Source organism: Microbispora rosea (genome assembly GCF_044460045.1).
GTDB lineage: Bacteria > Actinomycetota > Actinomycetes > Streptosporangiales > Streptosporangiaceae > Microbispora > Microbispora rosea.
This window is the reverse complement of record NZ_JBITJO010000001.1, coordinates 268937-290827: the sequence shown is the minus strand read 5'-3', so window position 1 is coordinate 290827 and position 21891 is coordinate 268937. Positions and strand designations below refer to the sequence as shown.

At 71.8% G+C, this 21891-nt stretch carries 22 protein-coding genes and 1 tRNA gene; 12 read left to right on the top strand and 11 right to left on the bottom strand.

Annotation, left to right across the window (positions count from 1 at the left end; translation table 11 throughout):
- Nucleotides 1–33 precede the first annotated feature (33 nt).
- Both ACIBK1_RS01330 and ACIBK1_RS01325 read left to right on the top strand, forming a co-directional pair.
- The gene (locus ACIBK1_RS01330) at nucleotides 34–351 is read left to right on the top strand and encodes a hypothetical protein (protein WP_143734549.1); all 318 of its coding nucleotides are present in this window, start codon (nucleotides 34–36) and stop codon (nucleotides 349–351) included.
- A gap of 117 nt (nucleotides 352–468) precedes the next feature.
- The gene (locus ACIBK1_RS01325; protein WP_396731454.1) at nucleotides 469–1449 is read left to right on the top strand and encodes an AraC family transcriptional regulator; all 981 of its coding nucleotides are present in this window, start codon (nucleotides 469–471) and stop codon (nucleotides 1447–1449) included.
- 18 nt (nucleotides 1450–1467) lie between these two features.
- Here ACIBK1_RS01325 and ACIBK1_RS01320 read toward each other — a convergent pair whose 3' ends face one another.
- Together ACIBK1_RS01320 and ACIBK1_RS01315 are read right to left on the bottom strand one after the other, a co-directional pair.
- The gene (locus tag ACIBK1_RS01320) at nucleotides 1468–1929 is read right to left on the bottom strand and encodes an ATP-binding protein (RefSeq protein WP_197042590.1); all 462 of its coding nucleotides are present in this window, start codon (nucleotides 1927–1929) and stop codon (nucleotides 1468–1470) included.
- Nucleotides 1930–2077: 148 nt separating this feature from the next.
- Nucleotides 2078–2947 carry a hypothetical protein gene (locus tag ACIBK1_RS01315; RefSeq protein WP_396731451.1) on the bottom strand — a complete coding sequence of 290 codons (870 nt, stop codon included), beginning with the start codon at nucleotides 2945–2947 and terminating at the stop codon, nucleotides 2078–2080.
- A gap of 98 nt (nucleotides 2948–3045) precedes the next feature.
- On the opposite strand from ACIBK1_RS01315, the gene ACIBK1_RS01310 reads away from it, so the two are divergent.
- On the top strand, nucleotides 3046–6327 hold the full coding sequence (locus ACIBK1_RS01310; RefSeq protein ID WP_396731448.1) for a BTAD domain-containing putative transcriptional regulator: 3282 nt from the start codon (nucleotides 3046–3048) through the stop codon (nucleotides 6325–6327).
- On the opposite strand, the gene ACIBK1_RS01305 is transcribed toward ACIBK1_RS01310, so the two are convergent.
- The 5 genes from ACIBK1_RS01305 to ACIBK1_RS01285 form a co-directional block, all read right to left on the bottom strand.
- Nucleotides 6328–7338: a hypothetical protein gene (locus ACIBK1_RS01305; protein WP_051761679.1), complete on the bottom strand. Its 1011-nt coding sequence runs from the start codon at nucleotides 7336–7338 to the stop codon at nucleotides 6328–6330.
- A gap of 132 nt (nucleotides 7339–7470) precedes the next feature.
- The gene (locus ACIBK1_RS01300; RefSeq protein ID WP_357319603.1) at nucleotides 7471–7869 is read right to left on the bottom strand and encodes a MerR family transcriptional regulator; all 399 of its coding nucleotides are present in this window, start codon (nucleotides 7867–7869) and stop codon (nucleotides 7471–7473) included.
- Nucleotides 7870–8249: 380 nt separating this feature from the next.
- Entirely contained in the window at nucleotides 8250–8477 is a 228-nt protein-coding gene (locus ACIBK1_RS01295) for a hypothetical protein (protein WP_030507877.1), read from the bottom strand.
- A gap of 490 nt (nucleotides 8478–8967) precedes the next feature.
- Nucleotides 8968–9384 (bottom strand): hypothetical protein, encoded by a 417-nt coding sequence (locus tag ACIBK1_RS01290; RefSeq protein WP_030507878.1) that lies wholly within the window; start codon nucleotides 9382–9384, stop codon nucleotides 8968–8970.
- A 54-nt stretch (nucleotides 9385–9438) separates the two neighbouring features.
- Nucleotides 9439–10128: a TetR/AcrR family transcriptional regulator gene (locus ACIBK1_RS01285; protein ID WP_051761680.1), complete on the bottom strand. Its 690-nt coding sequence runs from the start codon at nucleotides 10126–10128 to the stop codon at nucleotides 9439–9441.
- Nucleotides 10129–10296: 168 nt separating this feature from the next.
- Between ACIBK1_RS01285 and ACIBK1_RS01280 the strand changes: the two genes are divergently transcribed.
- Nucleotides 10297–10788, top strand: a complete 492-nt coding sequence (locus ACIBK1_RS01280) for a DUF1707 domain-containing protein (protein ID WP_051761681.1) — start codon at nucleotides 10297–10299, stop codon at nucleotides 10786–10788.
- A gap of 103 nt (nucleotides 10789–10891) precedes the next feature.
- The gene (locus ACIBK1_RS01275) at nucleotides 10892–11533 is read left to right on the top strand and encodes a TetR/AcrR family transcriptional regulator (RefSeq protein ID WP_030507881.1); all 642 of its coding nucleotides are present in this window, start codon (nucleotides 10892–10894) and stop codon (nucleotides 11531–11533) included.
- A 3-nt stretch (nucleotides 11534–11536) separates the two neighbouring features.
- Here ACIBK1_RS01275 and ACIBK1_RS01270 read toward each other — a convergent pair whose 3' ends face one another.
- Together ACIBK1_RS01270 and ACIBK1_RS01265 are read right to left on the bottom strand one after the other, a co-directional pair.
- A complete protein-coding gene (locus ACIBK1_RS01270; protein ID WP_363526002.1) occupies nucleotides 11537–12544 on the bottom strand; it encodes a lysylphosphatidylglycerol synthase transmembrane domain-containing protein in 1008 nt (335 codons plus the stop codon).
- A gap of 148 nt (nucleotides 12545–12692) precedes the next feature.
- Nucleotides 12693–14069, bottom strand: a complete 1377-nt coding sequence (locus ACIBK1_RS01265; protein WP_396731442.1) for a GH1 family beta-glucosidase — start codon at nucleotides 14067–14069, stop codon at nucleotides 12693–12695.
- A gap of 298 nt (nucleotides 14070–14367) precedes the next feature.
- On the opposite strand from ACIBK1_RS01265, the gene ACIBK1_RS01260 reads away from it, so the two are divergent.
- The 5 genes from ACIBK1_RS01260 (at nucleotide 14368) to ACIBK1_RS01240 (ending at nucleotide 17819) form a co-directional block, all read left to right on the top strand.
- A complete protein-coding gene (locus ACIBK1_RS01260; protein ID WP_030507884.1) occupies nucleotides 14368–14886 on the top strand; it encodes a hypothetical protein in 519 nt (172 codons plus the stop codon).
- Nucleotides 14887–14923: 37 nt separating this feature from the next.
- A complete protein-coding gene (locus ACIBK1_RS01255; RefSeq protein ID WP_396731439.1) occupies nucleotides 14924–15376 on the top strand; it encodes a hypothetical protein in 453 nt (150 codons plus the stop codon).
- A complete protein-coding gene (locus ACIBK1_RS01250) occupies nucleotides 15337–15942 on the top strand; it encodes a hypothetical protein (protein ID WP_396731436.1) in 606 nt (201 codons plus the stop codon). The genes ACIBK1_RS01255 and ACIBK1_RS01250 overlap by 40 nt, the downstream gene beginning before the upstream one ends.
- Nucleotides 15943–16482 carry a hypothetical protein gene (locus tag ACIBK1_RS01245; protein ID WP_396731433.1) on the top strand — a complete coding sequence of 180 codons (540 nt, stop codon included), beginning with the start codon at nucleotides 15943–15945 and terminating at the stop codon, nucleotides 16480–16482.
- 203 nt (nucleotides 16483–16685) lie between these two features.
- Nucleotides 16686–17819, top strand: a complete 1134-nt coding sequence (locus ACIBK1_RS01240) for a glycerophosphodiester phosphodiesterase family protein (RefSeq protein WP_396731430.1) — start codon at nucleotides 16686–16688, stop codon at nucleotides 17817–17819.
- 302 nt (nucleotides 17820–18121) lie between these two features.
- Here the strand turns inward: ACIBK1_RS01240 and ACIBK1_RS01235 are convergent, their stop codons facing one another.
- On the bottom strand, nucleotides 18122–19234 hold the full coding sequence (locus ACIBK1_RS01235; protein WP_396731427.1) for an amidohydrolase family protein: 1113 nt from the start codon (nucleotides 19232–19234) through the stop codon (nucleotides 18122–18124).
- 80 nt (nucleotides 19235–19314) lie between these two features.
- Between ACIBK1_RS01235 and ACIBK1_RS01230 the strand changes: the two genes are divergently transcribed.
- The gene (locus tag ACIBK1_RS01230) at nucleotides 19315–19893 is read left to right on the top strand and encodes a TetR/AcrR family transcriptional regulator (protein WP_030507889.1); all 579 of its coding nucleotides are present in this window, start codon (nucleotides 19315–19317) and stop codon (nucleotides 19891–19893) included.
- Between the two features lie 307 nt (nucleotides 19894–20200).
- Here the strand turns inward: ACIBK1_RS01230 and ACIBK1_RS01225 are convergent.
- Nucleotides 20201–20286 (bottom strand) — tRNA-Leu (locus ACIBK1_RS01225).
- 210 nt (nucleotides 20287–20496) lie between these two features.
- Between ACIBK1_RS01225 and ACIBK1_RS01220 the strand changes: the two genes are divergently transcribed.
- Complete coding sequence (locus ACIBK1_RS01220) at nucleotides 20497–21792, top strand: M20/M25/M40 family metallo-hydrolase (RefSeq protein ID WP_076439202.1); 1296 nt, start codon at nucleotides 20497–20499, stop codon at nucleotides 21790–21792.
- Nucleotides 21793–21891: the final 99 nt, after the last annotated feature.

Genomic DNA, 21891 nt, shown 5'->3' with positions numbered 1-21891 from the left:
AATGCAATAGTCGCGTGAAAGTTGGTGGTCTCGATGACCGTCCGGGCAAAGGCACTCATCACGCTCCTGGCCTCCGACCAGGGCGGCCTGCCGCACGAACTGCCCTTCCGCACGCAGTCGCTGGTGATCTGCGCCTGCGCGGGGGAGTACGGCAGCGGGCCCAGCCGGCCCTTCCAGGCGGCGATCACCTCCGACGACGAGGAGCCGCTGATCCCGGGTGACCGCCTGCACGTGGTGACCATCGCGACGACCGACGACGACGCGGTCGATTATCTGCGCCCCGGGGGGCGCTTCCGCCTGTGGTGCGGCCACGACGTCGGCACCGGCATCGTCTCCCGCCGCGTGATCTGAGCGTCCTGCCGGTCCTCGCAGCGACCGTGTCCCGCCCGGGCGGTCCGCGCGCATAGGCTTGTGTCGTGCCCGCGACCTGCGGGAACGGGGGGGCCTGCCCACGGGGGGGAGGCGAAAATGGCCGAACAGTCGCTACCGCTAGCCGCACATCTGCGGCTGCGCACACACGATGTCGACGAGGCCCGTAGACGGGTCGGGAACGACCTCGGCGTCCACGGACTGCGCCCGGTGAGTTCGGAGGTCGCGCTCGACGCCCGCATGAACGGGGTGACGTTCGACGGAGTCGCGCTGTATTCGCTCGGCTACGGCACGGAGGTGCTGATCACGCCGCAGCCGGTGGAGAGCTTTCTGCTCGTCGAGATCCCGCTGACCGGTGTCGCGGAGGTGTCCCAGGGCCGCGAGAGGATCGTGGCGACGCCCGAGTTCGCCTCCGTGCTGTCGCTGACGCGGCCCATGTCAATGAGGTGGGCCGCCGGGCAGGAGTCGCTGATCGTCCGCTTCGATCGCGCCGCGCTCGAAGCCCACCTCGGCAAGCTCATGGGGCGCACGCCGCGCAGGCCGCTCACCTTCTCCCTCGGCATGGACCTGACCCGGCCTCCGGCCCGATCGTGGCTCGGGGTCGTCGAGCTGCTCAGGCGGGAGGCGGAGACCGGCGGCGCCATGCTGGAGCAACCCGTCGCGCTCAGGCAGCTGGAGGGGCTGCTGATGACGCAGTTGCTGCTGGCCCAGCCCAGCAACTACAGCGAGGCGCTGTCGGGCGGCCTTCCCCGGGTCGCGCCGACGGCGGTGGAACGGGCCGTGGATCTGATCGAGGCGCGGGCGGCGGAACCGCTCACGGTGGAGGAGATCGCCGAGGCGGTGGGCGTCGGCGCGCGGGCGCTTCAGGAGGGGTTCCGGCGTCAGCTGGAGACGACGCCGATGAGCTACCTGCGGGAGGTGCGCCTCGATCGGGTGCGTGCCGAGCTCACGGTCCAGGACGCGAACGCCACCACGGTCACCGACGTCGCCTGTCGCTGGGGGTTCGTCCATCTGGGGCGGTTCTCGCTCGCCTACCGCCGGCGTTTCGGGGAGTGCCCGTCGGAGACGCTGCGCCGCTGAACGGGCGGGCAGGGCCGTTCAGCGGGCCGGCAGATCGGCCCACCACGTGATCATGCCGGAGGGTCCGCTCATGCAGCCGTGCCGGATGGCGAGGGCGTCGACGACGACGGCGCCGCGCCCGCACTCGGCCGCCGGCGCTCCGGCCCCCGGCCACACTGGAGCCGCTCCCGCGTCGGTGACCTCGACCCGGATGATGTCGTGATCGCCCTCCGCGCAGAGGAGGAGCCGGAACTCGGCCGGCGGCAGGGCGTGGAGCACGGCGTTGGTCACCATCTCGGAGATCACCAGCACGGCCTCCTGCGCGGCGTTCTCGGGCGTTCCCCAGGCCGCCAGTATGCCGAGCGCGCGGCGTCGTACGGCGCCGACCTCCTGAGGAGAGTGCGGCACCGGACACGCGTATTCGTCGACGACCGCCTCGGCCGTGCAGACGCCGGCGCGGTTCATGGTCTGCGAGTTCATCGTGTCGTGCTCCTTGGTCACCAGCGGGCACCTTCCGTGGCGAAGAGCCCCGCCCTCCAATGCGCGGTGCGTCAAACTGTTGGAAAGAGCGTCACTTATCGCAGATTAGGCGGGCCGTACGAAGGCTCGCTATCCCCAAGGCGAGGGCGGGTATCCGCATAACGAACCATTACCCGGACGCCCGCGCGGGCGGCAGGACCGGCCGGCCGGACGGGACGGGTGGGCCGGTGACTTCGTGGGCGGAACGGGCGAGCCAGATCACCGTCAGAGCGTCGGTGGCCGTGATCGCGCAGCCGTACACGTCCCCGGAGATCCCGGCGATCTCCAGTGGGACGGCCAGCGCTAGGAGCGCGACCGGCACCACCAGGGAGGCGATGCCATACCAGACGGTCGCCCGCCGCCAGCGGCCGTCCCGCCACTGGGTCAGAAACACCAGTGCCGTCCAGATCAGGCTCGCCAGAGCGCTGATATCGGGCATGTCGGCCACTCGCCGCGCCTCGCGCCAGCCGAGCACGTCGAACACCTCGACGGCGGCCACACTCGTGTTGGTCAGCAGGCCCGCGGCCAGGGCGAGCCCTGGGAACCCCACGGCGCGGCGCAGCACCGGGTGGAACAGCACCACGACCGCCGACATGACCAGCGAGTCGATCACCACCGCCCACCACGGCCAGGCCGGTGCGACCGCGGACACCAGCCAGGACCCCGCCGCCGCGTAGAACGCCACGCGCAGTCGCAGCACACCGCGGTCCGTCGCCGGCGGGCGCCCCGCGACCGGGCCTCGCAGGCCCTGCCACAGCGCCCAGCCCCACAGCCCGCCCGCCGCGAGGAGAACGAGCACGTTCGGCCATACGGCCGTGGCATCAACGTTCGCGAGCAGGTCCCACACCGTGGCGTCCTCGTCCGCCTCGAAGAAGAGCGTCAACCGCCAAAGGACTCCGATGTCGCCGCGGGCCGTCGCGACCGCGGCCGCGACCACGATCACCGCGCAATATGCGGCGGCGGCGACCAGAGCGGGAACACCCCACCGATAGTGACGCACGGACTCATTCAGGAATCGAGGAGGGAATCGATCAAGAATCATGCGTCACCCTAACGAGCCGTCTCCATGAGAGGAAACAGATCTAAGCTTTACCCGCTATGGTGCGCGTTCTGGTATTGGGCCACATCGGCGCGGAGGTGGCGGGCCGCCCTGTCGAGCTCGGCACGTCACTCCACCGGGCTGTGATGGCCCGGCTGGTCTGCGCACAGGGGCACATCGTGTCCACCGACCGGTTCGTCGACGACCTGTGGAAGGGCCAGCCGCCGCCGAAGGCGCTCGGCGCCCTGCAGGTGTACGTGTCGAACCTGCGCCGCGTCCTGGAGCCCGAGCGGGCGCCGCGGACCCCGGCCCGCGTGCTGGTGAGTGCGCCGCCCGGATATCGCCTCGCGCTCGGCACCGAGGACGTGGACGCCTGGCTTTTCCCCAAGCTGGTCGACACCGCGGCCGGACTCCTCTCGCGGCGCGAACCCGCCGCCGCCTTCGACACGATCAGCGAGGCGCTGTCGCTGTGGACGGGCCAGGCGTATGAGGAGTTCGCCGACCAGGAGTGGGCCGTGCCCGAGGTGGGCCACCTGCTCGAACTGCGGGCGGTCGCGACCGAATACCGCGCCGAGGCGGGACTGGCGCTCGGCCGCCACGCCGAACTGGTCCCCGAGCTGGAACGCCATGTCGCCGCCCACCCGCTCCGGGAGAACGCCGTCAGGTTGCTCGCGCTCTCCTACTACCGGGCCGGCCGTCAGGGGGACGCCCTCGCGGCCCTGCGCCGCACGCGGGCCCTCCTCTCGGACGAGCTCGGCGTGGACCCCGGGCCCGCGCTGCGGAGCCTGGAGGCGGACATCCTCGCCCAGGCCCCCTCTCTCGACCTGATCGTCCGGGAGCCCGCGCCCGCGCCGCCGGTCGTGCCGCCCGACCGGCCGCGCCCGCCGTCCCCCGGCAGGATGGTCGGCCGTACGAGGGAGCTGGCCCGCCTGGCCGCCGCCGCGGAGCAGGCCGGGGACGGGTTCCGGGTCGCGTGGCTCGGCGGCGAGGCCGGGCTGGGCAAGAGCACCCTGGCCGACGCCCTGGTGGGGCACCTGTCGTCGCGGGGCTGGCGGACGATCGTCGGCCGATGCCCGGAGACGACGGGCGGCGTGCCGCCCGCGTGGGCGTGGAGCGAGGTGCTGCGCGATCTCGCGGCGACCACGCCGCCCCCGCCGGAGACCGCCGCGCGGCTGGCGCCGCTGCTGACCGACGACGCCGTGCCGGTCGGCCAGTTCTGGCTGGCCAGGGCCGTGGGCGACTATCTGGACGGCGTGCCGGGGCCGCTGCTGATCGTGCTGGAGGACGTCCACAGGGCCGACGAGGAGACCCTTCAGCTGCTGCGCCACCTGGCCGTACGGCTGGCCGCGACACCCGTGCTCGTCCTGCTCACGCACCGGCCCGGGGAGTCGGGAGCCGGCCTGATGGCGACCGCCGCCGCCCTCGCCGTACAGACGGTGGAGAACATGGAGCTGAGCGGTCTCGCACCGGGCGAGGTCGCCCGGATGCTCACCGAGCGGTCCGGCCTGGACGTGGATCAGGCGACGGTCCGGAAGGTCAGCGAGCGCACCGGCGGCAACCCGCTGTTCGTGAGCGAGACGGCGCGGCTGCTCGCGATCGACGGCCCCTCGGCGGTGAACGTGCTGCCGCCCGGGGTGCGGGACCTGATCCGGCGGCGGGTGGCCCGCCTCCCCGGCGCGGTCCAGGCGACGTTGCGCAACGCCGCGGTGCTCGGCAGGGAGGTCGACGCCGACGTGCTCATCGCGATGCCGGGAGCCGACGAGGAGACCGTGCTCGACGGGCTGGAGGCGGGGGTGCTGGCCGGGCTGCTCGAGGAACCCCGGCCGGGGCGGGTCCGCTTCGCCCACGTGCTGGTCCGCGAGACCCTCTACGAGGACATCCCCCGGCTGCGGCGCGCCCGGATGCACCGCAAGGTCGTGACGGCCCTGGAGGCGGTGCGGCCCGGGGACGTCGGGGCGCTGGGGCACCACGCGCTCGCCGCCGCGACCACCGCCACCGCGACGGCCGCGGCCGAGTACGCGTCGCGCGCGGCGGCCCAGGCGTCCGCGCTGTACGCCCACAGGGACGCGGCGGCCTTCCTGGACGGCGGGCTGGGCGCGCTCGACCTGGCATCCGACCCGCCGGAGGCCCTGCGACTCGACCTGATGTGCCGCCTGGTGTCCGCGTTCGCACACGCGGGTGAGGTGGAAAGGGCGTTCGACGTCCGGGCGAAGGCGCTGACCGCCGCCCGGAGAACCACCGATCCGAAGGCCGTCGCCCGGGCGGCCGTCTCCTTCGACGCGCCCGTCATCTGGACCGTCCAGCCGGAGCGGAGGCTCGATCGCGATCTGGTGCACGCCGTCGAGGACGCGATTCCCCGGGAGACGGGCGAGCTGCGCTGTCTTCTGCTGGTCACGCTGTGCCACGCCGTCGAGGGGCACGACGCCGCCCGGGTGGAGTCGGCGAGCACCGAGGCGGTGGACATCGCCCGCGCCGTGGGCGACCCGCACCTGCTGTGCATGGCGCTGAACGCCCGATACTGGGCCTGCCACGCCCCCGACAGGCGCCAGGAGCTGGAAGAGCTGGGGCACGAGCTGCTGCGGGTCTCCACGGCGGCCGGGCTGCTCGGCTACCGGACACTCGGTCACGCGGCGCTGTGCATGGTCGCGCTGGGCCGCAACGACTGGGCCGCCGCCCGGCGCCACGCCGACCAGGCGGCGGAGCACTCGACGAGCGGCCAGCTCGGCCATGCCCTCGGCATCCTCGCGTTCCTCGACGCCCTGCACCTGCTCGTGCGGGGAGAGTTCGACGAGGCCGAGAGGGCGTACACGACGCTGGGCGAGCGGCTCGTGGAGACGGGAGCCTCGATCTCGGCCCTCATGGGCGCCGTGGGGCGCTTCGCGGTCCGTCTGGCGGCGGGCCGCTTCGACGAGTGCGTGGAGGCGCTCGCCCCGGTGTGGGCGCGCATCCCCGAGGAGGTCGCGGAGCTGTACGCCCGTGCCCTCGTGGCGGCCGGCCGCCTGGAGGAGGCCAGGGCCGTGTGGCCGGCGGCCCTCCCGCGCCGTGACTTCACCTGGACCGGCATGATGGCGGCGCGATCGGCGACCGCCATCGCGCTGGAGGACCGCGAGACGGCCGAGGCGTGCTACCGCCTGCTCCTCTCCGAGGAAGGGGAGATGGCCGGGCTGAGCACCGCGTCGGTCACCTTCGGTCCGGTGGCCCACTCACTCGGCGACCTCGCCGTCTTCCTGGGCGAACCCGAGGCCGCGGAGGGACACTACGCGCGGGCGGTGGAGGTGGCCCGGCAGGTCGGCTCTCCCCACTGGGAGAAGGCGGCCCGTGACGCGCTCGCGGGCCTGTGATCAGCGAGACCGCCGGAGCACGGGGACGGGCTGCCCGCGTCGTGCGGCCTCCCGTTCGAGTCGGGGTGCCAGAGCGCGAGCGGTCCGCACCATCTTCCGCACCTGCCCGGCACGGCTCCCGCTGAGGCTGAAGTCCGCGAGGGCGCGCTCGACCCGCACGTGGACCCCGTCGGACAGGGGCGTGGCCTCGCCGACCAGCACGACGTTCTCCTGGCCGCTCATGTCGGCGCCGTGGGTGTGGAAGGTCAGGCAGGCCCGTCCACGCGCCGGGACGCCGGGCGGGCCGATCCGTACGAGGAAGCCGTCGTCCACGCGGGTCGCGCCGGACGAACGCAGCGGCAGGGGCCAGCCGTCCTCGTCCACCACGGTCAGCACGGGGTCGCCGAGGCCGGCGGCGTGGTCGGCGCGCGGGCGCCAGTCGGCGGGCGGCTCCAGCCATTTCGGAGCGCCGGCTCCCGCGGGAACGGGATCCGACGGCGGCGCGGTCACCTCTGGCGCCGCCTCCCATCGCAGGGGAGGCGCGTCGAGCCGCCCGTCCGGCCACCACAGCACGCGCAGCGGAGTGACCTCGATCCATATCCGCGCCCAATACCAAACCTGCCGCCGAACGAGGAACCACGGCTGCCGGGCGAGGGACTGCGGATATTTCGCCAGCGTCCGCCGCAGATAGAGATCGGTGTTGGCCTGCAGATCCGCGTCGCGTACGGTCGCCAGGCCCTGAACGAGCACGGTGGGAGGGCCGGAGACGGGCGATCCCGTGGGGTCGGAGAACAGCAGCGCGACCCGGGGGTCGCGTCTGGCCCGCTCGGCCTTGGACGGATAGGTCAGGCCCGTCGAGACGTCGACCGTGCGACCGTCCTCGGCGACGTAGGGCGCCACCGGCCAGGTGATCGGCGCGCCGGTGCGGGTGAGCGAGGCGTACTCGCACGTCAGTGTGTGTTCGAGCACCGGCAGGATCTCGGCGGGCCAGTTCGTGCGCCCGGCCGTGCCGGACGCGGGCGACAGGGACATCCCATGCTCCCTCGCTGCGGAAAGCCGGAGAACTCCGCAGGCGGTCCGCGGAATTCCTTACGCCGGTGAACGTAGGCGGCAGGGCTTAGACGGCACTTGGGACGGACTTGGGCACCCGCGGGACGCGGAAGATCAGCAGGCGGACGTGGTCTTCGGGGCGTTCAACCGCTGACGCCGGAGCTGCTCGGCGAACTCCCTGGCCATCGCGAGCTGCTCGCGCAGCTTGTCGGCGCGTTCCGCGACGGCCCGCTCGAACAGCTGCAGCCGGGCGATCAGGCCGGGGTCGTCGTCGCCGTGGGCGAGCCGGTCGGTGATCTCCAGCAGGCCGCGCATCTCCTCCAGCGTGAACCCCAGCGGCTTCATCCGCCTGATCAGCGCCAGGCGCTGCACGTCCTCCTCGCTGTAGAGCCGGAAACCCCCCTGGGTGCGGGCGGGCACGACCAGGCCGACCTCTTCGTAGTGGCGGATCGTGCGCAGGGACAGCCCGAGCCGCTCGGCGACCTCGCCGATCTGCACCAGACCTTCAGGCATCGCTCCGCTCACCTTTCCTGCCCCCGTGGTCACCGCTCCCGCGCGGGTACCGTCGCCAATCACGGCCTACCCTCACGTATGGGTAGGGTTTCGCGGAACAGCTCCCTGGAACCCGTCGGTGACGATACCTCTCGCCTGGGAGTCCGGCTGGAGGGGAGGACAAGCATAAGGCCGGGGCCGCCCTGGTGGGGCCCTGCGGCAGTGCCTGCTCCCACCGCGACGGCGCGCCCGGCGAGGGGGAAGGGCCAGGCGGGCCGTGCGGTGGCGTTGACGCCTGCGATGGGTGAGCACGCGGCGAAGCGGAGTCCCACCGCAAGCGGGGCAGACTCTACTCTCACGGAAGGTTATAGAGCAATAACCGTCGAGAGCGAGCGCCGCGATCAGTAGGTGCTGGGCTCCGGCTCCTCGACGTTCCACGTGACCGTGCCGTCCGACTGAATGCATCGCCGGCGGACCCGGGTGACCAGTTGCGTCGGCAGTTGCAGCGCCGCCACCCAGGACCCGTTCCTGCTCCGCTCGAAACAGATGTTGTCGCCGTTGACGACGACGCGGTCGGCGGTGAGGGTGCGCTGGAACCCGCTGTACATCCTGACGCGGTAGACGGACATCGTCCTCCTCTCCACGTGCGGTCTCTCGTGTGGCCGGACCCGCCGCGGAGGAGGCTCCCGCGCGGGCGGGCCCCGGTGGGCGGCGGGGCCGCCCGGACGCCTGGCCTTCCGGCGGTGACGACGCAGGGCGCGGGGACTGGACGTCGCGGGACGGCAGCGCGTCGGCCGGGAGAACCACGTGACCAGCCTCACCCTACTCTGACGTCAGAGTAGGCAAATCCGAGGGCGGACGGGCACAGGGTGGACGGGCACAGGGTGGACGGGCACAGGGTGGACGGGCACAGGGCGGACGGCGCATGGCCCCGGCGTTCTCCTCGCCGCGAGCCGGATCACCCGCCACGGCACGTGAGCGGGGCCCGCGCGGGACGTGACGGGCGGTCTGTCCGCCGCCGTCCCGCGCGGGCCCCGTAGCGCACTCTCACGCTCTCGCTTACCCCAGGCATCGGGTGTCATGCGCGGCTCTTTTCCACCGGTCGTCCCGGTGGCCCCGTCAGCTCGTCAGCAGGCCGATGCCGAGGGTCAGCACGCCCGCCGCCAGGCAGAGCGCGCCGAGCCAGAGCAGGATGATCAGACGGTTCGGCCGGGTCACGTCCCGTCCGATGGACGACAGGAAGAACCCCGCGGACATCAGCACGGCGGCGGCCGGCACGCCGAGCCGGGCGGTCCACAGGGCGGCTCCGTCGAGGCCGGTGGCGTCGACGAAGAGGAGGCACACCAGCCCCAGGGTGACCAGCACCCCCGCGTGCGCGTGGCCGGCGCGCGCGAACGCCTGCTGGAAGGGTGTCATCGGCACCGCGCCGCGGACGATCCGGGTGAGGAACCACCCGCCGAACTCGATGGTCACGATGGTCAGCAGGACGACGCCGGCGATCACCTGGGTCGGCTGGCTGAGCTGCAGGGGGGTCATGGGATCTCCTGTCCGAACATGGTGGGGCCGTACGGGGACGGCGGTGGGGGAACGTCAGCGGCCGGTGTCCAGGGCGGCCTCGGGAAGGCCGAGTGTCCGCGCGAGCTCGGCCAGCTCCGCCTCGAACAGATCGCCCTCCTCGTCGCCGACGACTCGCGGAAGGCCGAGCGACTCCAGGCAGACCATCCCGTAGAGCCGCATCCAGCAGCGGGTGAAGGCGGCCGCGGCGGCCGTGGAGGGCATCGTGACCTCCAGGATCCGGACGAGCCGCTCGGCCAGCGGCTCGATCCGGGGCTCGCGAGGCCAGGGAGCGGGGGAGGCGCTGCCGTAGTCCCGCCAGGCTCCGGCGAAGATCTCCCCGAACAGCTTGCCCACCTGGCGTCGCGCGCGGCCGACCGCCTGGTCCTCCTCCTCCGGCGGGGACACGACCAGGGAGAGGTGGAACTCCCGGGGGTGCTCGACCCCCCACCGCCGCAACGCCCTGCTGGCGACCACGAGCCGGCCCGCCGCGTCCGCTTCGTCCACCTCGCCGACCCTGGTGACGACGAACTCGGTGAGCTCGTCCAGGATCGCCACGATGACCGCGTCGAGGAGGGCACGGTGGCTGTCGAAGTAGCGGTAGACCCCGGGCGGGGTCATCCCCATCTCCCGGGCGACCGCCCGGATCGTCAGCGCTTCGACGCCCTGGGTCGTCAGGATCTCGCGGCTCACCGAGACCAGCTCACGCAGTGTCGCGTCACGCACCCTCTGGCGTCGTGAAGGACCGGTCGTCGAGGACCCCTCCATCGGCCTGTCTCCCTTCTTCTGTTTACACATGTTAACTCTAGCGTCTTGCAGTAGCCAATGCGTTTATGCGACGCTCAGGTTACCAACGTTCGCGGGGAATCGCCCGCCCGGCCCCTGGAGGCTCCCTTGACCACCGACTCCGGCACAGCGCTGCGCTCCAGACCCGCCGCTCCGGCCACCGCCCGGGCCACTGCTCCCCGGGCCGGCGCCGCCGAGCGCGACCGCGCCGTCGAGCTGCTCGCCGACGCGTACGGCGCCGGCTACCTGACCAAGGAGGAGTTCGACGAGCGCCTGGACATCGCCACGCGCGCTCGGCACCGCGCCGAGCTCGACGCTCTCCTCGCCGACCTGCCGGCCAAGCTGCGCACGTCGAGGGACCGGGCGCAGCGCCGGGTCCGGAAGGCCAGGGCGGCGAGGCTCGGGGTGCGCATCCACGCCGGCGTCTATGCCGGCATGTCGCTCCTCATGGTGGTCGTCTGGCTCGCCGTCGGCCGGGCGACGGGCTCCTGGTATCCGTGGCCGATCTGGCCCGTCCTGGGCTGGGGCGTCGGAGTGCTGGGCCATGCCGTACCCGTGACCCTGGCGACCCGCGCCCGCGAGCGCCGGGAGACGACGTAAATCAATCGCTTGACTTACCTCACCGGGATCGATGGACTTGCACCGGGCCGAGGAGGCCTTGTCGGTCGGTGAACCGCGGAGCGGTTCCGGTGCGGTGGTGAGGATGACCGGGAAGTCGCGAGCCGAACGGGCCGGTGTGACCCGTGAGCGGATCCTGTCGGCCGCGGAGCGGCTGTTCGCGGAACACGGCGTGTCCGCCGTGTCCAACCGCCAGGTCAGCGAGGCCGCGGGGCAGGGCAACAACGCCGCGGTCGGCTACCACTTCGGCACCAAGGCGGATCTCGTGCGCGCGATCGTCCGCAGACACGCCGAGCCGGTCGATCGGATACGCGAGCGGATGCTGGCCGGCCTCGGCGACTCCGCCGACGTACGCGACTGGGCGGCCTGCCTGGTCCGCCCGGTCACCGAGCATCTGGCCGCCCAGGGCAATCCGACCTGGTATGCCCGCTTCATCGCCCAAGTGGTGACCGATCCCTCGCTGTGCGCGATCATCACCGAGGAGACGCACGCCTCGCTGCGGCGGGCGATGGACGGGTTCGTCCGCTGCCTGCCCGAGCTGCCCGCCGAAGTCCGGGCGGAGCGCAGCGACATGGCGCGGCAGCTGATCACGCACGTGTGCGCCGAACGCGAGCGCGCCCTCGCCGAAGGCGCCCCCACGCCCAGGTCGAGCTGGCACGGCACGGCGACCGGGCTGATCGACGCGCTCGTCGGGCTGTGGCTGGCGCCCGTTTCCGGGGAGTCGTGAGCCTCACCCCGCCGGGCGCACGCCCGCCCCGTTGTCACCGCGGCAGACGACGCCGAGCAGCCACCGCCCGGCCGTGGCCAGCCGGTCCCTGACCCCGTCGCGGAGCAGCAGCCAGGCGACCCAGCCGACGGCGAGCACGGCCCAGTAGGAGATCAGCCGGTAGAGCGCGACGACGGCCGCCGCCATGCTGCCGGTGACGCCCGCTCCGACGAACGTGGCGGCCATGCCGAGCTCGGTGACGCCGAGCCCGCCGGGGATCACCGCGACCGTCGCCGCGATCTTGCCTGCGACGTAGCCGAGCAGCACGGTGTGCGGCCCCAGCCCGACTCCCGCCGCCGCGCACACGGCGGCAAGGCAGGCCACGTCGAGAAGCCAGTTGGCCAGCGCCAGGACGACGAGGACCAGCCGGTCCCTGCCGGTCGGCCTGATCGCGTTCCTGGCCGCGAGGATCCGGGAGGCGCCGGAACGGCGTACGCCGGGCCGCCGGCGCAGCCGCACCAGCGCGACGACGGCCGCCGCGACGGCGGCCAGCGCGATCAGCGCGGGGATCCGGGTCGCGTCGCCGCCCAGCAGCGCGACCAGTCCCAGCACGGCGAAGGTGGTGGTCGAATACACGGCGCTGAGCACGAGCGTCGCGACCGACAGCGGTTTGGACGCGCCGAGCCGGCCGAGCTCGCGGATGGTGAAGGCGACCGAGAGCACCGGTCCGGCGGGCAGGGAGCCGGACACGGCGTTGCGCGCGTAGGTGACGGCCACCGAGCGCGGCCCGGTGAGCCTGACGCCGCCGCTCCTGAGCAGGCGGCGCAGCAGCCCCGCGAACAGCCGCATCGAGAGGCCCTCGGCGACCACGGCGACGGCCAGCCAGCCGAGGCTCACCTTCCGGACCGAAGCCCAAACCGCGTCCGGGTCGGGAATGTTCTCCCTGAGGGCGAACAGCGCCACCCCGGCCACGCCGACCGCGGCGGCGCTTCTGAACCGGCGCGCCGCGTGGGCGACGGAGGCAGGGGACATGCGCGGGATTCTCCGTTGCGCGATCGGGGTGGTGCGCGCCTAAATCAAGCGACTGACTTACGTTAGCATCGCGGTTTTCCCCGCTCCGGAGCGGATCCGGTCTTCGTGCTCCCGCTGCCGTGGCCGAGGTGGCGGGTGAGAACGGTGATCACGCCCGCTCCTTCTCGGCCTTCTCCTTCTCCGCGGCGACGCGCTCGGCGTAGTAGCGCGCGGAGCGCTTCGGGGTCCTGCGGAGCGTGTCGTAGTCGACCCGGACGATGCCGAACCTGCGGTCGTAGCCGAATGCCCACTCGAAGTTGTCGAGCAGCGACCAGGCGAAGTAGCCGCGGACGTTGGCGCCGCGCGCGCGGGCCTCCAGCGTCGCGTCGATGTGCGACCGCAGATACTCCGCCCGCTCGACGTCGTCCACGTAACCGTTCTCGTCGGGCACGTCGGCGTACGCGGCGCCGTTCTCGGTGATGTACCAGGCCGGACCGGGATACTCCCGTTCGAGGCGGAGCAGCAGATCCGTCAGCGCGGCGGGGGTGACCTCCCAGTCCATCGCGGTGCGCGGGACGTCGCGGCGCAGAGCCACCGGCGACGGCCAGCCGTTCTGACCCACCCGCCCGGCCTGGACGGCCTGCGAGGAGTAGTAGTTGACGCCGAGCACGTCCAGCGGCTGCGCGATCAGCGCGAGGTCGCCGTCCCTGACCGGGAGCGGGCATCCCAGCTCGTCGAGCTTGTTCGCGATGTCGGCCGGATACTCACCCCGCAGCAGCGGGTCGAGGTACAGCCGGTTGTCGAACCCGTCCGCCCAGCGGGCGGCGGCGACGTCGGCCGGGGAGTCGCTCGCGGGGATCTTGGGGGCGAGGTTGAGCGTGATGCCCACCTCCAGCCGGTCGGAGCGGCCGCTCGCCTCCGCCCTGTCGCGGATCGCCCGGGTCGCCAGCCCGTGTCCCAGCAGCAGGTGGTGGAGGGCGGCCATCCCCGCGCGGGCGTCCTGGCGCCCCGGGGCGTGCTGGCCGGTCACATAGCCGAGGAAGGCCGAGCACCACGGCTCGTTCAGGGTCGTCCACTGGTCCACCCGGTCGCCCAGCGCGTCGTAGGCGATGGCCGCGTAGTCGGCGAAACGGTACGCGGTGTCGCGGCTCGGCCAGCCCCCCGCGTCCTCCAGCGCCTGGGGGAGATCCCAGTGATAGAGCGTCACCCACGGGCGGATGCCCTTGGCCAGCAACTCGTCGACGAGACGGTCGTAGAAGGCGATCCCCGCGGGGTTGCCCCCGCCGGTTCCGTCCGGCTGCACGCGCGGCCAGGCGAGGGAGAAGCGGTACACGTCCATCCCGAGTTCGGCCATGATCGCCACGTCCTCGGGCATGCGGTGGTAGTGATCGCACGCGACGGCTCCGGTGTCGCCGTCCGTCACCGTGCCAGGAGTCGCGCAGAAGGTGTCCCAGATGGACGGGGTGCGCCCGTCCTCGGCCACGGCGCCCTCGATCTGGTACGACGAGGTCGCCGTGCCCCACAGGAAGTTCGCATGCTGCGTCATCAGGTCAGATTTCCATTCACGAAGGGAGTTATCAGGTCCTGGCCAGGCAGTGTGTCAGAACATCGAGCTCGGCGGACCGGTGCCTGACCTTCGAGCCGCCGATCACACACACCGTCTCGCCGGAGGACGTCGACGCCGTCCGGGCGCGTTCAAGCTTCGGTCGCGATGGGGTCGGTGACCCGTATCCACGGGTGCGTCCTGCCCGGCGGTGACGCCCTCCGCTTTCTATCGTGTGCCCTGAAGTGATCTACGGTGCTGCCGCCCATGCTCTGGGCGTTGACATATTCGGGGGACGAGCATGCGACTCAGGCCGCTCGCGTTGGTGTCGGGTATCGCGCTCGGGTTGGCGGTGCTGACCGGCCCGGCCGCCACGGCCGCGGACACGACGGTGACCTTCACGGTCACGTCGGGTGCGTTGACGATCACGGCGCCCGCCGGTCCGGTGCATCTGGGCAGCGCCCAAGCGGGCGGCACGGTCAGCGGGCCCATCGGCACGGTCACGGTGACCGACGCCCGAGGCGGTGTGCCCACCTCGGACTGGACGGCGCGGGTGTCGTCCTCGGCCTTCTCGGGCCCGAGTGACACGGTCCCGGCCTCCGCGGCGACCTACACGCCGGGTCCCGGCGCGTTGGTCGTCGGCAACGGGACGCTGACGCCCGGCCCGGGCGGGACCCTGGACGTGCAGCGGGTCGCGATGACCTACACCGGCGGCACGGGCAACAGCCAGGCGACCTGGCAACCGACCATCTCGGTGACCATCCCGCTGTCGGTGGGTCTTGGCACCTACTCGGGCACGGTGACGCACTCTGTCGCCTGATCGACTCATCGGCTGGGCCGCGAGCGTCCTGCTTGCCGTGCCGGTTACGGGCACGGCAGGCGCGGCGCTCGCGGCCGTCCGCGTCCCAGGCCCCGGCCCCGCCTCCGTGGCGGCCGCGGCGGCGACCACGGATCAGGGGGACCCCGGGCAGGGGCTGGGCATCCGGCTGGTCGACGCACCCGTCGCCCGCCGTGCCGACCCTCGCGCGCTCAAGGGCGTGGTCGATCACCTCGATCCCGGCACCACCATCAAGCGGCGGATCGAGGTGTCCAACACCAGCGGCCACCGGATGCGCGTCTCGCTGTATCCGGCGGCGGCCGACATCCGCGGCCACGCGTTCGTCTTCGCGCCCGACCGCACCGCGAACGAGCTGACGAGCTGGACCACCATCGCGCCCGCGGAGATCGACCTGGCCCCGGGCAGGCCCGCCGGGCCTGGTTCACCACCCGCGTGCCGTCCGACGCGTGGAAGGGCGAGCGGTACGCGGTGATCTGGGCGCAGACCACCGCGGAGCCGGACCAGGTGCACAACATCGGCCTGGCCAGCCGGGTCGGCATCCGGATGTATCTCGACGTCGGCCCGGGCGGCGAGCCGCCGTCCGACATGAGCATCGACCGTCTCACCCCGGAGCGGGACGCCACCGGTCGCCCGGTCCTGGCCGCTCAGGTGCACAACACCGGCGGCCGGGCCCTGGACCTGTCCGGCTCGCTGTCGCTGTCCGACGGGCCGGGCGGGCTGCGCGCCGGACCCTACCCGGCGCAGCTGGGCGTCGCGCTGCGTCCGGGCGAGACCGGGCGGTTGGCCGTCGTCATGGACGCACGGCTGCCCGAGGGCCCCTGGAAGGTGGACATGGTCGTGCAGAGCGGCCTGATCAAACGCGAGGTCTCCGCGACCGTCGTCTTCCCCAAGGCCGGTATCGGCCGGCCCGTCACCCCGTCCGGCGCGTCGCGGCTGATCCTCCCCTCGATCGTCGTCGCACTGGGTCTCGTGGCCGCCGGTGTCCTGACCTGGCGCCGCCGCAGGGCCAGACCCCATGCCGAACCCCGAAGGGCATAAATGCGCAGACGCATCAACCCCCTCGCCACCGCGATCGTCCTGGCCGCCGCCCTGCCCGCCCCCTCGGCGTCCGCGACTGTCGCACCGGCCACCTACGTCCTGGCAAGGGCGGGAGAGCTGACCATCACCGCTCCCGTCGCGGTGTCGCTGGGCAGCGGGCCGCCCGGAAGCCAGCGCAGCGCGCAGATGGGCACGGTGACGGTGACCGACCGCCGCGAACCCGGCTCGGGCGCATGGACGGCCACGGTCTCCTCGACCAACTACACCCGCACCGCCGCGCCGGTGGTCACCATCGGCCGGGCCAACATGAGCTATTGGTCCGGCCCGGCCACGGCTACCCAAGGTGGCGGGACCTTCGTTCCCGGCCAGCCGACCGCCGCAAGCAGGGTCACCCTCGCCGCCCCGCGGACGGCGTTCTCCCATACCGCCGTGGCGGGGGTCAACAACGCCAGCTGGAACCCCACCCTGGTGCTGTCGATCCCTTTCTCCGGTGTGGCCGCCAGCGCCTACACCGGCGTCGTCACCCACTCCGTTGCATGACCACGGCCACCGGCGAGATCGCCACAGCCGGACGATGTACGTCTCCCAGGGGCGATACAGCCACTTAGGGCGCTCATGCAACTTTCGTCCCGATTACAACTGCCGTATCCCCTTCTGTTGCGCTGCTCTGTGATCTTTGTGCATGGTCGGGCCCGTCTTGCCCGGCCGTACCCGCAGCAGCACTACTCGCAGAGGGATGACACATGGGTGCATTGCGTAAGGCCGCGGTCGTCGCGGTGCTCGGCGGCGTGATGGTCGCATCGCCGGGGATCGCCTCGGCCGACGCCGCCCACGGCAAGCCGGCCAACGGGCCTGGCAACGGCCCCGCCAATGGCCCGGGTAACGGTCCCGGTCCTGGCAACGGTCCCGGTCACGGGAAGCGCGTGCTCGACCTCCAGGCGCACCGGGGCGGCGCCGCACTGATGTCGGAGAACACGATCCCGGCCTTCGCCAACGCGCTCGAACTCGGCGTGAGCACCCTGGAACTCGACATCGCGATCACCGAGGACGGCAAGGCGGTCGTCTCGCACGACCGGAAGATCGACGGCCGCAAGTGCAAGGACACCGCTCCGGCCTTCAAGGGCGACCCGGAGTACCCGTACGCCGGCAAGTTCATCAAGGACCTGACCGTCAAGCAGGTCAAGACCATGGACTGCGGCCAGACGCTGGCGGACTGGCCCGGCCAGAAGCCGGCCACCGGGGCCCACATGGCGCTGCTGACCGAGGTCTTCGACCTGGTCAAGGCCTACAAGGCCAAGGACGTCATGATGAACATCGAGACCAAGTACGAGGTCGGGACGACCGAGACGCAGCCTCGTGAGGTGTTCGTCCAGGAGGCCGCGAAGGAGATCCGCGAGGCCGGGATGCTCAAGCAGGTCACCATCCAGAGCTTCGACTGGGGCGCGCTCATGCGGATGCACCAGGTCGAGCCGCGGCTGCCCCTGGTGGCGCTGACCAACCCCGTCTACGACGGCATCCCCGGCCTCGAGATCTGGCTCGGCGGCATCGATCTCGCGGACTTCGGCGGCGACCCGCTGAAGGCGATCAAGTCGTTCGGCGCGTCGGCGTTCTCGCCGCTGCCCGGCACCCCCGAGGGTGCCGAGGTGAGCGACGCCGACTACAAGCCCTACGTGACCAAGGCGCTGGTCGACGAGGCGCACCAGCTGGGCATCAAGGTCATCCCGTGGACCGTCGAGGAGAAGTCGACGATGAACGCGATGATCGACGCCGGCGTGGACGGCATCATCACCGACTACCCGGACCGCCTGCGCGAGGTCATGGCCGACCGCGGCTTCGAGCTGCCCAAGAGCTACCACCTGAAGAACCACGGGCACTGATCGTCGATCAGCCGATGCCGGGGACCGGGCAGCCGGATGGCGCGGACCGTCCGACGGCCGGTAGCGCGGTCCCCGCCCTCCACGCGAAGGTCGTCGCCGCGGACGAGGACATCGAGGTTGCGCGGCGTCCGGTCAGGCAGCGATCGCAGGGAACACCACGAGCGATCCGTCACTGCTTCGCTCGATCTCGATAGCAACGTCAGCCTGGTGGGTTCCCACGTTGAGACCATCGCCCAAGGCGCGAAGGCTCTGGCGACGCCGCCGCGGTTACGGGAACCTCCGCTCGCGCAGCCGCTCGGGTTTCAGGGTTCGCGAGCGGTGGCCGGAGTGACGGGGTGACCGGCGCACCAGACAGCGCGGATGTCGCGGGTGGCCGTGATGTCCCGGGTCGGGTCGCCGTTGACCAGCAACAGGTCGGCCCGCATGCCCGGCCGGACGGCGCCCCGGTCGGCCAAGCCGAAGGCGCGGGCGGGCAGCACGGTCGCCGAACGCAGGATCTCCACCGGCGTCATTCCGGCCCGCGCCATCAGCTCGAACTCGTGATGCAGGCTCTCGCCGTGGGGCACGGGCAGCGGCGCGGACGGCTGGGCGTTCGCGTCCGTCCCGGCGAGGATCTCAACACCGGCCCGGTGCAGACGGCCGACGTCGCCCAGCACCTCCCCCAGGTGGTCGGCCCGCCCCGGCTGCGGGCCGGAGGTCATGAAGGCGGTGAGCAACGCCTCCATCATGGTGATCGTCGGGATGGACCTCTGGCCGGCGCTCCTCATCGCGGCCACGTCGTGCGCCCGGAGCCCGCCGACGATCGGCGTGTGCGTGACGAACTCCGCTCCCGACTCCACGGCCATCGTGTAGGCGCCCGGGGTGGCGGCGTGCACGATCGTCTTGAGCCCGTACTCGCGCGCCGCCTCCACCAGCGCACGCAGCGCGTCCGCGGGCGGCCCGCCCTCGCCGGGGGCCTCGGCGACGCCCTTGATGTAGTCGACACCCTCCGCCGCCCGCGCCTGGACGTGCCGCCGGGCATCGGCTGCCGTCAGGATGACGGCTTCCGGCGGCATTCCCGGCATGCGGGCGTGGCGGCCGCCCGGCCCGATCGCGGGCAGTCCGGCAGTACGGAAGTCGGCCGCTCCCTCGGTCTCGCGCAGCGAGGCCACCCGCTCGGTCGGCCAGCAGGCCATGTCGAGTCCGGTCGTCACTCCCCAGGCGGCCAGGGTGGCCAGGTTCCCGGGGGCGTGCAGGTGGACATGCGCGTCGATCAGCCCGGGCAGCAGCGCCGCCCCCTCCGTGTCGATCTCCTCCGCGCCTGCGGGATCGTCGCCGATCAGCACACCGTCGATGACGACGGTACGGGGCTCGCCGAGCCGTTTGCCATCGAAGACCCGCACATTGCGCAGGGCTGTCCTGCCGTCAGCGGACATGGGCCACCCACCTCAAATAAGGAACAACTTTGTTCACTATTGGAGGCTAGCACGGCAAAGTGCGTGATATATCGGTCCTCATGAGTCCCACCCGCCGCCGCGGAGACGCCCTCACCACCGCGATCTTCCAGGCCGTCCTGAGCGAACTGGCCGGGAGCAGCTTCGAGGAGCTGACGTTCGACAAGATCGCCTCCGCGGCCGGGACCGGGAAAGCGGCCTTGTACCGGCGCTGGTCCACCCCGGCCGAACTCGTCCTCGCCGCGCTGAACGACCCCGCGACCGGCTTCGGCGACCCGCCGGCGCCGCCCGGCACGGGCGCACTGCGCGATGACCTGATCGCCCTACTTGAACGCTTCGTACGGACGCTCGACGAGCCGCGCGGCCGCGCGCTGCTCCCGCTCCTCGCCCACCGCCACCGCCATCCCGAACTGTTCGAGCAGGTCCACCGGCTGGTGATCCGCCCACACCAGGAAGTACTGCTGTCCGTCCTGCGCCAGGCGGTCGAACGCGGCGAAGCCGCACCAGGCAGCCTCACCCCGCGCGTTGTCTCAGTCGGGCCGCGCCTGATCCTCCTCCAGGCATGGGAGGGCGGTCTCGTGGACTCCGGCGAGATCGCCTCCATCGTCGATGAGGTGGTCATTCCGTTGACCAGGCCATGACCCCCTGGCCGGTATTCCGCAGGGCGGCAGTGCGAGACGAAAGGCGCATGTTGTGAGTGGGCCACGGTGGTTGGGGTTCGGCCTGAAGGCAGAGGGCCGGCTACGGGCCATCACCAGGAATAGGGAGATCAGTCAAAAGGAGATCGCGGAGATGATTCCACGGTTGGCCGAGATCGCCGAGGTCATCAAGAAGGCGGACCCCGCCGACCGGAACGACCTCTACACGCAGATGGGCCTGCACCTCGTCTACGACCCTCTGGAGAGAGTGGTCGCAGTTGAGGCCAGGCCCAACATGTACCAGAGTGCGTGTCCGAGGGGGGACTTGAACCCCCATGCCCATCACTGGGCACTAGCACCTCAAGCTAGCGCGTCTGCCTATTCCGCCACCCGGACGTGGTGCCTCACGCGGGATCGTCATCCCGCGTCGGCTGATACAGGTTAGCACTCTCTGCGCCCTGCTTCATACCGGGAATCGGCTCCGGCGCGGCTCCCGGGAGACCGGGGGTGAACGTCACGCCTGTGCGGCGGCAGGATGGAGGCGCGAGCCGTACGACGGAAGGCGGGCCGGACCCCGATTGGGCCTGCCCGGCAGGAGGAGGCGCAATGACCCCACGCTACGGGGAGGACGAGGTCGCGGAGCTGTGCCGCGACCTGATCCGCATCGACTCGGTCAACGCGGGGGACAACGCGGGGCCCGGGGAACGCGAGGCCGCGGAGTACGTGGCCGGCAAGCTGTCGGAGGTCGGCCTGGAGCCGCGGATTCTCGAGTCCGACCCCGGGCGGGCGAACGTGGTCGCCCGCGTCGAGGGCACCGACCCGAGCAGGGACGCCCTTGTTCTCCACGGCCATCTGGACGTCGTGCCGTTCGACGCGGCCGACTGGACCCACCACCCGCTGAGCGGCGAGATCGCCGACGGCTGCGTCTGGGGCCGCGGCGCGGTCGACATGAAGGACATGGACGCGATGATCCTCGCCGTCGTACGGCGGAGGCTGAGCGAGGGGCGCAGGCCGCCCAGGGACGTCGTCCTCGTCTTCACCGCGGACGAGGAGGCCGGGGGCCACTACGGCGCCCAGTGGCTGGCCGAGCGGCATCCGGAGGTCTTCGAGGGCTGCACCGAGGCCATCGGCGAGGTCGGCGGCTTCAGCGTGACCACCGAGAAGGGCCGGCTGTACCTGATCGAGGCGGCGGAGAAGGGCATCGCCTGGATGCGCCTGACCGCCAGGGGCAGGGCCGGGCACGGCTCGATGCTCAACGACGACAACGCCGTGACCGAGCTCGCCGAGGCGGTCGGCAGGATCGGCCGCCACAAGTGGCCGGTCAGGCTCACGCCCACCGTGCAGGCGTTCTTCGAGGAGGTCTTCGGCAGGGAGGTCAAGGCGGAGGACGCGGAGGCGGCGGTGGCCACCCTCGGGCCGCTCGCCAGGATGATCGGCGCCACTCTCCGCAACACGACCAACCCGACCATGCTCCAGTCCGGATACAAGGCGAACGTCATCCCCCAGATCGCGACCGCGCACGTGGACGGCAGGTTCCTGCCGGGCTACGAGGACGAGTTCTTCCAGACCCTGGACGAGCTGCTCGGGCCGAACGTGACCAGGGAGTTCGTCTATCACGACGTGGCGGTCGAGACCCCCTTCAAGGGCCCGCTGGTCAAGGCGATGGCCGACGCGCTGCAGGAGGAGGACCCGGGCTCGCGGGCCGTGCCGTACACGCTGAGCGGCGGCACCGACCTCAAGGCGTTCAGCCGTCTCGGCATCAGCGGCTACGGCTTCGCGCCGCTGCGGCTTCCCGAAGACTTGGACTTCTCCGGGATGTTCCATGGCGTCGACGAGCGCGTTCCGGTTGATTCACTCCGGTTTGGCGTCCGGGTCCTTGACCGTTTCCTCGAATACTGCTGAGAAAGCTCTTGCGATCACGTGCCGTGCCGCTACAGTAACTCTCCGTTGGGGGTTGGATCCGCACCGGGTTGACCCAGCGGACTGTTGACTCAGCGGTTT

What these genes read in the sequence shown, in the direction of transcription:
- ACIBK1_RS01220 (WP_076439202.1), top strand. Translation starts at nt 20,497, where the DNA reads ATGACCCCACGCTACGGGGAGGACGAGGTCGCGGAGCTGTGCCGCGAC.
- ACIBK1_RS01305 (WP_051761679.1), bottom strand. Translation starts at nt 7,338, where the DNA reads ATGTCCCTGTCGCCCGCGTCCGGCACGGCCGGGCGCACGAACTGGCCC.
- ACIBK1_RS01245 (WP_396731433.1), top strand. Translation starts at nt 15,943, where the DNA reads ATGCGCAGACGCATCAACCCCCTCGCCACCGCGATCGTCCTGGCCGCC.
- ACIBK1_RS01310 (WP_396731448.1), top strand. Translation starts at nt 3,046, where the DNA reads ATGGTGCGCGTTCTGGTATTGGGCCACATCGGCGCGGAGGTGGCGGGC.
- ACIBK1_RS01295 (WP_030507877.1), bottom strand. Translation starts at nt 8,477, where the DNA reads ATGTCCGTCTACCGCGTCAGGATGTACAGCGGGTTCCAGCGCACCCTC.
- ACIBK1_RS01230 (WP_030507889.1), top strand. Translation starts at nt 19,315, where the DNA reads ATGAGTCCCACCCGCCGCCGCGGAGACGCCCTCACCACCGCGATCTTC.
- ACIBK1_RS01290 (WP_030507878.1), bottom strand. Translation starts at nt 9,384, where the DNA reads ATGACCCCCCTGCAGCTCAGCCAGCCGACCCAGGTGATCGCCGGCGTC.
- ACIBK1_RS01240 (WP_396731430.1), top strand. Translation starts at nt 16,686, where the DNA reads ATGGGTGCATTGCGTAAGGCCGCGGTCGTCGCGGTGCTCGGCGGCGTG.
- ACIBK1_RS01275 (WP_030507881.1), top strand. Translation starts at nt 10,892, where the DNA reads ATGACCGGGAAGTCGCGAGCCGAACGGGCCGGTGTGACCCGTGAGCGG.
- ACIBK1_RS01270 (WP_363526002.1), bottom strand. Translation starts at nt 12,544, where the DNA reads ATGTCCCCTGCCTCCGTCGCCCACGCGGCGCGCCGGTTCAGAAGCGCC.
- ACIBK1_RS01235 (WP_396731427.1), bottom strand. Translation starts at nt 19,234, where the DNA reads ATGTCCGCTGACGGCAGGACAGCCCTGCGCAATGTGCGGGTCTTCGAT.
- ACIBK1_RS01300 (WP_357319603.1), bottom strand. Translation starts at nt 7,869, where the DNA reads ATGCCTGAAGGTCTGGTGCAGATCGGCGAGGTCGCCGAGCGGCTCGGG.
- ACIBK1_RS01330 (WP_143734549.1), top strand. Translation starts at nt 34, where the DNA reads ATGACCGTCCGGGCAAAGGCACTCATCACGCTCCTGGCCTCCGACCAG.
- ACIBK1_RS01260 (WP_030507884.1), top strand. Translation starts at nt 14,368, where the DNA reads ATGCGACTCAGGCCGCTCGCGTTGGTGTCGGGTATCGCGCTCGGGTTG.
- ACIBK1_RS01325 (WP_396731454.1), top strand. Translation starts at nt 469, where the DNA reads ATGGCCGAACAGTCGCTACCGCTAGCCGCACATCTGCGGCTGCGCACA.
- ACIBK1_RS01265 (WP_396731442.1), bottom strand. Translation starts at nt 14,069, where the DNA reads ATGACGCAGCATGCGAACTTCCTGTGGGGCACGGCGACCTCGTCGTAC.